The 9,856-nt window shown below is 70.7% G+C and carries 12 protein-coding genes and 1 pseudogene; 4 read left to right on the top strand and 9 right to left on the bottom strand.

Translation table 11 applies throughout. The annotated features are described in order from the left end of the window. Together JWQ91_RS05635 and rpsO are read right to left on the bottom strand one after the other, a co-directional pair. Positions 1-594: pseudogene (locus JWQ91_RS05635) on the bottom strand (polyribonucleotide nucleotidyltransferase); the annotation flags it as partial. 237 nt (positions 595-831) lie between these two features. Further along, entirely contained in the window at positions 832-1,122 is a 291-nt protein-coding gene (gene rpsO / locus JWQ91_RS05630; protein ID WP_119704410.1) for a 30S ribosomal protein S15, read from the bottom strand. Between the two features lie 152 nt (positions 1,123-1,274). On the opposite strand from rpsO, the gene JWQ91_RS05625 reads away from it, so the two are divergent. Then, positions 1,275-2,123, top strand: coding sequence for an SGNH/GDSL hydrolase family protein (locus JWQ91_RS05625; RefSeq protein ID WP_297781832.1), 849 nt, complete (start codon positions 1,275-1,277; stop codon positions 2,121-2,123). Positions 2,124-2,160: 37 nt separating this feature from the next. On the opposite strand, the gene JWQ91_RS05620 is transcribed toward JWQ91_RS05625, so the two are convergent. Then, the gene (locus JWQ91_RS05620) at positions 2,161-3,090 is read right to left on the bottom strand and encodes a bifunctional riboflavin kinase/FAD synthetase (RefSeq protein ID WP_297781830.1); all 930 of its coding nucleotides are present in this window, start codon (positions 3,088-3,090) and stop codon (positions 2,161-2,163) included. 108 nt (positions 3,091-3,198) lie between these two features. Here JWQ91_RS05620 and JWQ91_RS05615 point away from each other — a divergent pair, with 108 nt between their 5' ends. Genes JWQ91_RS05615 through JWQ91_RS05605 form a run of 3 tightly spaced genes read left to right on the top strand, consistent with a single transcriptional unit; the run spans position 3,199 to position 5,564 of the window. Beyond that, positions 3,199-3,501: a hypothetical protein gene (locus tag JWQ91_RS05615; RefSeq protein ID WP_297781828.1), complete on the top strand. Its 303-nt coding sequence runs from the start codon at positions 3,199-3,201 to the stop codon at positions 3,499-3,501. Between the two features lie 3 nt (positions 3,502-3,504). Further along, positions 3,505-4,908: an ATP-binding protein gene (locus tag JWQ91_RS05610; RefSeq protein WP_297781826.1), complete on the top strand. Its 1,404-nt coding sequence runs from the start codon at positions 3,505-3,507 to the stop codon at positions 4,906-4,908. Next, positions 4,905-5,564 carry a response regulator transcription factor gene (locus JWQ91_RS05605; RefSeq protein ID WP_297781824.1) on the top strand — a complete coding sequence of 220 codons (660 nt, stop codon included), beginning with the start codon at positions 4,905-4,907 and terminating at the stop codon, positions 5,562-5,564. Before JWQ91_RS05610 ends, JWQ91_RS05605 begins: the two co-directional genes overlap by 4 nt. A gap of 19 nt (positions 5,565-5,583) precedes the next feature. On the opposite strand, the gene JWQ91_RS05600 is transcribed toward JWQ91_RS05605, so the two are convergent. From JWQ91_RS05600 to JWQ91_RS05575, 6 genes are all read right to left on the bottom strand, one after another. Next, on the bottom strand, positions 5,584-6,435 hold the full coding sequence (locus JWQ91_RS05600) for a serine/threonine-protein kinase (protein WP_297781822.1): 852 nt from the start codon (positions 6,433-6,435) through the stop codon (positions 5,584-5,586). Further along, the gene (locus tag JWQ91_RS05595; protein ID WP_297781820.1) at positions 6,435-6,761 is read right to left on the bottom strand and encodes a hypothetical protein; all 327 of its coding nucleotides are present in this window, start codon (positions 6,759-6,761) and stop codon (positions 6,435-6,437) included. The genes JWQ91_RS05600 and JWQ91_RS05595 overlap by 1 nt, the downstream gene beginning before the upstream one ends. Before the next feature lie 102 nt (positions 6,762-6,863). Then, positions 6,864-8,105 carry a phospholipase D-like domain-containing protein gene (locus tag JWQ91_RS05590; protein ID WP_297781818.1) on the bottom strand — a complete coding sequence of 414 codons (1,242 nt, stop codon included), beginning with the start codon at positions 8,103-8,105 and terminating at the stop codon, positions 6,864-6,866. 9 nt (positions 8,106-8,114) lie between these two features. Continuing rightward, a complete protein-coding gene (gene truB / locus JWQ91_RS05585; RefSeq protein ID WP_297781816.1) occupies positions 8,115-8,993 on the bottom strand; it encodes a tRNA pseudouridine(55) synthase TruB in 879 nt (292 codons plus the stop codon). Continuing rightward, on the bottom strand, positions 8,990-9,430 hold the full coding sequence (gene rbfA / locus JWQ91_RS05580; RefSeq protein WP_297781814.1) for a 30S ribosome-binding factor RbfA: 441 nt from the start codon (positions 9,428-9,430) through the stop codon (positions 8,990-8,992). The genes truB and rbfA overlap by 4 nt, the downstream gene beginning before the upstream one ends. Positions 9,431-9,512: 82 nt before the next feature. Next, the coding region (locus JWQ91_RS05575; protein WP_297781812.1) for an EF-Tu/IF-2/RF-3 family GTPase at positions 9,513-9,856 on the bottom strand (344 nt) is incomplete at its 5' end.

Raw genomic sequence — 9,856 nt, 5'->3', positions numbered from 1 at the left:
GTCGGCGGCGCCGTCCTTACCGGGCACGACCCGGCCGGCGACGACCATGTCGAACACCGACTTCTCGATGTCGGAGAAGTTCGGGAAGGCGACCCACTGGCCCTCGATGAGGGACACGCGCACGGCGCCGATCGGGCCGGAGAACGGCAGGCCCGAGATCTGGGTCGACGCGCTCGCGGCGTTGATCGCGAGGACGTCGTACTGTTGGTCGGGGTTGAGCGCGAAGACCGAGATGACGACCTGGACCTCGTTGCGCAGACCCTTCTTGAAGGTCGGGCGCAGCGGCCGGTCGATGAGGCGGCAGGTGAGGATGGCGTCCGTGGACGGGCGACCCTCGCGGCGGAAGAACGAGCCGGGGATCTTGCCGATGGCGTACATGCGCTCTTCGACGTCCACCGTCAGGGGGAAGAAGTCGAAGGGGTCCTTGGGGTGCTTGCCGGCCGTGGTGGCCGACAGGATCATCGTGTCGTCGTCGAGGAACGCGGCGACCGAGCCGGCCGCCTGCTGGGCGAGGACGCCCGTCTCGAAACGGATGGTGCGGGTGCCGAAGGCACCGTTGTCGATGACTGTCTCGACGGAGTGGAGTTCGGACATAGATGTCCCTTCCGCAGACGTGTGTCTGCCTGTTGGGGACGAGAGCCGCACGGGCGGTGGAACCATGCCGGTCTTCGATCGAGGCCTGCGGACGCCGTGGGCATTCCGAGGGCCACTACCGAGGACCGAGCGCGTCGTGCCCGAGGGCCTCGTCTGGTGTGGTGCGGTGATGGAGTTGTGATGGTGCCCCTATGGGGCGGGGCGGCCACTTCGCGAAGAAGTGACCGCCCCGAGGGTCTAGCGGCGCAGGCCGAGACGCTCGATCAGCGAGCGGTAACGCTCGATGTCGTTGTTCTGCAGGTAGTTCAGCAGGCGACGGCGCTGGCCGACGAGCAGCAGCAGGCCACGACGGCTGTGGTGGTCGTGCTTGTGCTCCTGCAGGTGACCCGTCAGGTGCGCGATACGGGCGGTCAGCAGGGCGATCTGGACCTCGGGGGATCCGGTGTCGCCGTCGCTGAGCGCGTACTGCTTGATGATGTCTTCCTTGGCGACGCCCGCAACAGTGGGCGCAGCAGTCTTCTTCGACACTTTTCTCCTCCAAGAGATTCGTTGCACGGCGCGCCCGGGCACATCCACCGGGGCACTATCAGTCCGTGGCCGATCACACGGCAACGACCAGACTATCAGCGCCCGTGGTGCGGGGGCGAATCGGTGACCCGGCGGGGATCTAGCCTGAAGCCATGATCCTCGCGCGCCCGATTCCCGTCGTCCTTGCCCTCCTGCTCGCCGTGGGCGCCTGCGGCGGCGAGTCCGGCACGGCGGCCCTCGACACCCCCCAGGGTCCGCGCTACGTCGCGCTGGGCGATTCGTTCACCGCCGGCCCCGGCATATCTCCCGTCGACAGCCGGTCGACCGAGTGCGCCCGGTCCACCGTCAACTACGCGCACCTGGTGGCCAAGGCCGTCGACGCCGCGAGCTTCAGTGACGTCAGCTGCGCGGGGGCGACGACCGCGAACGTCCTGGAGACGACGCCGATCCCCGGCAGCACCACGCCGCTGAAGGCCCAGCTCGAGGCCGTCGAGGCCGACACCCAGCTCGTCACGGTCGGCATCGGCGGCAACGACTCCGGGCTGTTCTCCTCGTTGTCGAGCGCCTGCACCCAGCAGGGCGACGCGTGCGCCACCTATCTGGAGGACCGGCTCCCGGCCGTGCTGCGGAGCACCCGCGGTCACGTCGTCGAGGTCCTGCGCAGCATCGCCGAGCGCGCCCCGGAGGCCGAGGTCGTGCTGGTCGGCTACCTGCGCGTCGTCCCCGAGGCCCGGGGCTGCGAGGCGCTCGGCGGCACCGCGCTCGACACCGGCCGGGTCGCCGACGGCGAGGCCGCGATCGACGCCATGATGTCGTCCGCCGCCCGGACCGCGGGCGCGACGTACGTCTCGATGAGCGCGGCCTCCGAGGGCCACGACGCCTGCAACGCCGACGCGTGGACCAACGGCCTCGTGCCCGAGCTCGGCGACGGCATCCCGCTGCACCCCCGCAAGGCCGGGATGGAGCAGGTCGCGAAGGCCGTCGAGCAGGCCATCGCCTGACGGGCGAGGGACCGTACGCCGCACGGCCCGCCTCCCGCTACAGCCCGAGGACCTCGCGGGTGCGCTCGACGTCGTCGGCCATCTGCACGACCAGCGCGTCGACCCCGTCGAACTTGACCATCCCGCGCAGCAGGTCGACGAGCTCGACGCGGATCTCCTCGCCGTACAGCTCCAGGTCGGTGCGGTCCAGGACGTACGACTCGACCCGCCGCTCGACACCGTCGAACGTCGGGTTGGTCCCGACCGAGATCGCGGCGGGCAGTCGGGGGCCGTCGGCGCGGACGACCCAGCCGGCGTACACGCCGTCCGGCGGGACGGCGTACGCCTCGTCGACCGGGACGTTGGCGGTCGGGTAGCCCAGGTCCCGGCCCCGCTGGTCACCCTTGCGGACCACGCCGGACACCTCGTGCGGGCGCCCCAGGACCTCGCCGGCCTCGCGCATGCGACCCTCGGCGACGAGGCGGCGGACGAGGGTCGAGGAGTACGGCTCGGCGCCGCCGTCCAGGTCCAGGCCGTCGACCCCGAAGCCGGCCCGCTCCCCCGCCTCGCGCAGGAACGTCGTGTCGCCCTGGGCGCGGTGGCCGAAGCGGAAGTTGTCGCCGACCGCGACGAGTGACGCCCGCAGCTGCTCGACCAGGACCCGGTCGACGAACTCCTGCGGCGTCCACGCCGCCATCTCCGGTGAGAACGCCAGGATCCGGACCTCGTCGGCGCCGGCGGCCAGCAGCAGCTCGACCCGGCGTGCGGTGGTCGTGAGCCGGCGCGGCGCGTGATCGGGAGCCACGACCGCCAGCGGGTGGGGGTCGAACGTGACCGCGATGACCGGGAGCCCGCCGGCGAGCTCCCGGGTCCGGGCGATGACGTGCTGGTGGCCCAGGTGCACGCCGTCGAAGTTGCCGACCGTGACGGCCGCAGGATCGCTCCGGGGTGCGGTCGAGGCTCCCGGGAAGTCGCGCCAGATCGTCACGGGGAAACTGTGCCACACGGCCCTCCGGGCCCGACGCGGAGCCGAACCTAAGAACTCTCTCACCGGCGTCTCATCGACCGGCGTCGGGCGATGCGGCAGGGTGGGGCCATGGAACTGCGCCGCCGAGCACCCGCCCTCCTCCTGGCCGTGGTCGCGCTGGCGCTGGTCGTCGTCATCGGCGCCCGGGTCGCCGCCGGCGCCGACGAGGCGCCGCAGCGGACCGACCCCGTCGTGATCGTCCCCGCGCCGAGCTCCTCCGCCCCCACCCCGTCGCCGACCACGACGTCGACACCCAAGCCGGACGACGACGCCCAGGTGACTCCCCGGCTGCGCGACGACGATGACGACGACGGACCCGACGATGACGATGACGACCACCGTGGCCGCGACAGCGACGACGATGACGACTGATCGGTGAGGAGAACCGTCACTGCGCTGTCCCGCCTCTCGGTCCGGCAGCGCCTCACCGCCACGATCGCCCTGCTCACGACGCTGGCCCTGGTCGCCGTGGGCGTCACGCTGTACGTCCTGGAGTCCCGGCGGATCGACCGCAGCATCGACCTCAGCCTCAGCCAGGAGATCGGCGAGTTCCGTGCCCTGCAGTCCGAGGACGATCCGGAGACCCGGCGCCCGTTCGCCTCGGCCGACCGGCTCCTGACGGTGTTCCTCGAGCGCAACCTCCCCGACGACAACGAGTCGCTCTACGGCTTCCGCGCCACGGGCGGTCCGACGTACCAGGGCGAGGGCGATCCGGTCCTGCAGGGATCGGCGTCGTTCCGCGCGCTCGTCGGGCGGCTGTCCGACACCGGCGGCACCGAGTCCCTCACCGTCGGCGGGCGGGACTACCGGTTCAGCGTCCAGCCCATCCGTCAGGGCGGGGAGACCTCGTCGTTCGTCGTGACGCATGACGTCAGTGCGAGCCGGGACGACCTGCACGAGCTCATGGTCACGTACGCCCTGCTGTCCGCGCTGTCGGTCATCATCATCGCCGGGCTGGCCTCGTGGAGCGCGGGTCGGCTGCTGAGCCCCGTGCGCCGGCTGCGGGAGACGGCGCAGGGCATCAGCGACGGCGATCTCGGCGGCCGGCTCGAGGTGACCGGCCACGACGACCTGTCCGAGCTGCAGCGGACGTTCAACGACATGCTGGACCGGCTCGAGTCCTCCTTCGTGACGCAGCGGCAGCTGCTCGACGACGCCGGGCACGAGCTGCGCACTCCCCTGACGGTGCTCCGCGGCCACCTCGAGGTGCTCGACGCCGACGACCCGCGGGACGTGGCCGAGACGCGGGCGCTGCTGCTCGACGAGATCGATCGGATGTCCCGGCTGGTCAACGACCTCCTGATGCTGGCGAAGGCGCGCCGGCCCGACTTCGTCGACCCGCACCCCACCGACGTCGAGGCGCTCACGCACGGCGTCGTCGACCGGGTCCGCGCGCTCGGCAACCGTCGCTGGCTGCTGGACGGGGTGGCGCGAGCGACCGTCCCGCTGGACGGCCAGCGCATCACGCAGGCTCTGCTCCAGATGTCCGACAACGCGGCCCGCCACACCCGGCCCGGTGACGAGATCGCGATCGGCTCCCGCCTGCACGAGGGCCGGCTCGAGCTGTGGGTCCGCGACACCGGCACGGGCGTCGACCCGGCGGTGAGGACGCAGATCTTCGAGCGGTTCGCCCGCGCGGGTGACGACGACGAGGGCTTCGGCCTGGGGTTGTCGATCGTCAGCGCGATCGCCGAGGCGCACGGCGGCGAGGTCGTGCTCGACGACACCACGACGGGGGCGACCTTCCGCCTCCGCATCCCGACGGGAGCTCCCGCATGAACCGCATCCTGATCGTCGAGGACGAGGACCGCATCGCCTCGTTCGTCGCCAAGGGGCTCAAGGCCGAGGGCTTCACCCCGACGGTCGCCCGCGACGGGATCACGGGCCTCGACTACGCCCTGACCGGCGAGTTCGACCTCATGGTGCTGGACATCGGGCTCCCGGGGCTCGACGGCTTCCGGATCCTCGAGCGGGTCTCGGCGGACCGGCCGGCCCTGCCCGTCATCGTCCTGACCGCCCGTGACTCCGTCACCGACACCGTCGCGGCGCTCGAGGGCGGCGCGGCCGACTACATGTCCAAGCCGTTCAGGTTCGGCGAGCTGCTCGCCCGGGTCCGGCTCCGGCTGCGCTCCCCCGGCGAGGCCGCCCCCGACGACGAGCTGACCGCCGGCGACGTCCGGCTCGACCTGCGGCGGCGTCGGGCGTACGTCGGTGAGCGGGAGGTCGACCTGTCGGCCCGCGAGCTCGCCCTGGCCGAGGTCCTGCTCCGCAACCGCGGCCTGGTCCTGTCCCGGGAGCAGCTGCTGTCCCAGGTGTGGGGCTACGACTTCGACCCCGGCTCCAACGTCGTCGACGTGTACGTCGGCTATCTCCGCAAGAAGCTCGGCGCCGACCTGGTGACAACCGTCCGGGGCCTCGGCTACCGCGTCGACTGACCGGCGCACCCCGATCCGCTCAGAGGGTGATCTTGAAGCCCGACAGCCGGGCCTGGGGCAGCCGGTCCAGCATCGGCTCCAGCCGGGCGGCGACCTCGTCGGGGGCCGGCCGCTCGCCGGGATCGTCGACGAGGCACGCGCCGATGAGCTCGGCGACCTCGGCCGGCACGAAGCGCGGCAGGTCGTACGGCTCAGTGTCCAGCTGCGCCCATCGCGGCTCGCGGTCCCACGCCCGGAAACCCGCCGCGGCTCGGAACATCGTCGCGCCGAACGCCCACATGTCGCTGGCGTGACCGATCGTGCCGAGGTCGCCGGGCCGGCACTGCTCGGGGGCCATGTACTCGTCGCTCCCGATGGGGTGGTCGAGGTCCGCCGCCTCCTTGACGTCCATCGCGACGCTGAAGTCGATGAGCTTCGCCGGCGCGCCCATGATGATGTTGCTGGGCTTCAGGTCGAGGTGGCACACACCCGCCCGGCGCAGGTAGTGCAGCGCCGAGCACAGCTCGAGGCCCAGCGGCAGCAGCTGGTGCAGCGGCACGTGGCCGTGCGACGAGATCAGCGACGACAGGCTCGGCCCGTCGATGTTCTCCAGCACGAGGTACGGCCGCGGGCCCGCGTCGTCGTGCGCGAAGAGCCGCGCGATGCCGGGGTGGTTGAGCCGGCTCAGCATCTCGACCTCGCGGGCCAGGCCCGTGCGGGCCGACTCGTCCTCGACCTGACCCGGCCGGACGACCTTGACCACGACCGGGGCGTAGAGCCGCTCGTCGAACGCCAGCCACGCCTCGTAGACCGTTCCGCCGCCGACCGCCGTGACGGCCGTCAGGCCGGGGGCGATCGTGTCGCCCCCGGCCAGGCCCCAGCTGTCGGACATCAGCTGGTGTGACCGGTGGTGGTCGGCGCGGTGTTCCTGGTCGGCGTCGTGTTGACGGTGTTGACCGTGTTCTTCGTCGGCGCGGTGTTCTTCGTGTTCTTCGTGTTCTTGGTGTTGGTCGTCGGCGAGTCGTCGTCGGTGCCCCGGTCGTCCTGCGGGTCGTCGTCGAGGTTGGTCGACTGGACCCACGAGCTGGCGGTGTCCTCACGCTTGACGACGGGATCGTGGTCGTCGGCCTGCGCGGCCCCGGCGACGAAGAATCCTGCCGTGCCGAGCGCGACCGTGCCGGCCAGCGTGACGATCCCGGTGCGTACGAACCTGTTCATGATGCTCTCCTCAGTCAGTCGGGTTGATGAGAACAGCCTCGGGACCGGACGTGAGCCCTCGGTGAGGGCGGGATGAGAGCGTTCTCATCCCGCGAGCAGGACCTACAGCAGCGGCCGGAGGGGCCGCAGGATCGCCTCGTAGACCCGCGCGACGAACGGCCGGGTCATCCACTCGGCGAGGGTCAGCTGCTCGCACTTGGCGCAGTCGGCCTCGAACACCGCCTGCATGCCCTTCGCCAGGCCGGGATCGAGGATCTCCAGATTGATCTCGTAGTTGCCGAGCAGGCTCAGCCGGTCGATGTTGGCGGTGCCGATCGTGGTCCACTCGCCGTCGATCGTGGCGGTCTTGGCATGCACCATGTGATCGGTGTATCGGTGGATCTCGACCCCGGCCCGCAGCAGCCGGCCGTAGAACCCGCGTGACAGCCAGTCGGTCACGACGTGGTTGGAGACCTTCGGGACGATGATCCGCACCGTGACGTCACGCCGACGCGCCTCGAACAGCGCCTCGAGGATGTCGCGGTCGGGGATGAAGTACGCCGCGGTGATGTCGATGCTCAGGTGCGCCCGGTCGATCGCCTCGAGGTACATCCCACGGATCGGATACATCAGCTGCCGCGGCACGTTGCGGTGCGCCCGGATCTCGGGCCGCCACCCGGCCGACGGCATCTGCTTCAGCCGGGGCGTGTCCCGTCGCGGGTGGGTGTTCCAGAAGTCGACGAACGCGTTGTCCAGGTCCCACACCGCCGGGCCCTCGATCCGCAGGTGCGTGTCGCGCCACTCCGTGGCGTACGCCTCGCCGATGTTGTAGCCACCGACGTACGCCACCTGGTCGTCGACGACGAGGATCTTGCGGTGGTCGCGGCCCAGGTGCCGCGGGCTGAGCAGCTTCCACGACGAGAACAGCGGATAGCGCAGGACGTGCACCGAGGCCGGGAAGTCCTTGAAGCTCCCCCGCACCACGAGATTGGCGAAGTCGTCGAAGATCACGTAGACGTCGACGCCCCGCTCGGCCGCCTCGATCAGGGCCTGCTTGAACCGGTGGCCCATCGCGTCGCCCTTGATGATGTAGGTCTCGAGGAGGATCCGCTTCCGGGCGCCGGCGATCGCCGCGAGCATGTCGTCGAACAGCAGCGCGCCGTAGGTGTACGTCGTGGCGACGCTGCCGTCGTTGATGCTGTGCGACACCGGCGCGGTGGCCTCGAGCGCGTCGACCTTGCGGTCACGGAACAGCCGCCGGGCCCGGTCGGCCCCCGTCAGCGAGGCGATCGCCGCGACCTGCGCCGCAAGCAGCGCGAGCAGTCCGCGGCGGATCAGCTGACGGGTCGACCGGCGCAGGCTCACGCCTGCACCCTAGACGAAGACCGCGACCGGCTTGGCGACGCCGCCACGCTGCTCGTACAGGGCCAGGAACTGTCCCGCCGGGTCGAACATCGCGACGGCCCGGGGAGCACCGAGGTCGATGCCCGTCAGTGCCCGGCCGAAGCGCACGTCGTTGGCCTCACGCTCGGGCAGGTCGTACGAGTCGAAGCTCGCACGGGCGACGTCGTCGAGGCTGATCACGTGCAGCTCGGTCTCGAGCTCCTCGAGCGTGCGGGCCAGCCTGAGCGGGAAACCGCCGACGCGGGTGCGCCGCAGCATCGTCAGGTGTCCCCCGACGCCCAGGTCGGCGCCGATGTCGCGGGCCAGCGCCCGGATGTAGGTGCCGCTGGAGCAGACGACGCGCACGTCGACGTCGACGACGTCGCCCTCGACCCGTACGGCGTCCAGGTCGAACGTCGAGACGGTGACCGGGCGAGCCTTGAGCTTGACCTCGTCGCCGGCCCGCACCGCGGCGTAGGACCGCACGCCGTCGACCTTGATCGCCGACACCGACGACGGGACCTGCTGGATGTCGCCGGTGTACGTCGGAAGCACCGCGCGCACGGACGCCTCGTCGAGGTGACCGGCCGGGGTTGACGCGAGGAGCTCGCCCTCGGCGTCGTCGGTGACGGTCGACTGGCCGAGCCGGATCGTCGCGAGGTACTCCTTGTCGGCGTGGGTCAGGTAGCCCAGCAGCCGGGTCGCCCGGTTGATGCCGAGCACCAGGACGCCGGTCGCCATCGGGTCCAGCGTGCCCGCGTGCCCGACCTTCTTGGTCGAGGCGAGCCGCCGCATGCGGCCGACGACGTCGTGCGACGTCCAGCCTGCCGGCTTGTCGACGATGACCAGGCCTGACTGAAGATCGCTCACTCGTCGTCAGCGTCCTCGTCGGTCGCGGGCTTCTTGTAGGGGTCGGCATCGCCGGCGTACTGCGCACCGACCGTGCGGGAGGCGACCTCGTCATCGGAGGCCTTGACCTTCGCGAGCAGGTCCTCGATCTCCTTGGCCGTCTCGGGCACGGAGTCGAGGAAGAACGTGATCGACGGCGTGATGCGGGTGCCGAGCTGCTTGCCGACCTCCGAGCGGATGATCCCGGTGGCGCTGCGCAGCGCGGCCGCGGTGTCGTCGCGCTGCTTCTCGTCACCCATCACGGTGTAGAACACCGAGGCCTGCTGCCCGTCGCCGGTCATCCGGACGTCCGTGATCGTCACGAACCCCAGCCGCGGGTCCTTGACCCGTCGCTCGAGCATCTGCGCCACGACGACCTTGATGCGGTCACCGACCTTGGCATTGCGCGGACCAGCCATGAATTCCTCCAGAAAGTGGTGGGACGTCACCCCGTACGTGCCGGCTGGGGCTCGTACGGGATGACGTCCGGGGTGGTGCTGCTTACGCGCGCGGCTTCTCGCGCAATTCGAACGTCTCGACGATGTCGCCGACCTTGATGTCGTTGAAGCCCCTGAGCACGAGACCGCACTCGAAGCCTTCGCGGACCTCGGACACATCGTCCTTCTCGCGCCGCAGGCTCGAGAACTCGAGGTTGTCCGCGACCACGGAGCCGTCGCGGAGCAGGCGTGCCTTCGCGTTGCGCTTGATCGTGCCGCTCGTGACCATGCAACCGGCGATGTTGCCGATCTTGCTGGAGCGGAAGATGTCGCGGATCTCGGCGGTACCGAGCTGCGCCTCCTCGAACTCCGGCTTGAGCAGGCCCTTGAGCGACGCCTCGATCTCCT

The organism is Aeromicrobium sp. (assembly GCF_025965075.1).
Taxonomy (GTDB): domain Bacteria; phylum Actinomycetota; class Actinomycetes; order Propionibacteriales; family Nocardioidaceae; genus Aeromicrobium.
Note: the sequence above shows the minus strand (reverse complement) of the source record. Positions and strands in the feature narration are given on the sequence as shown.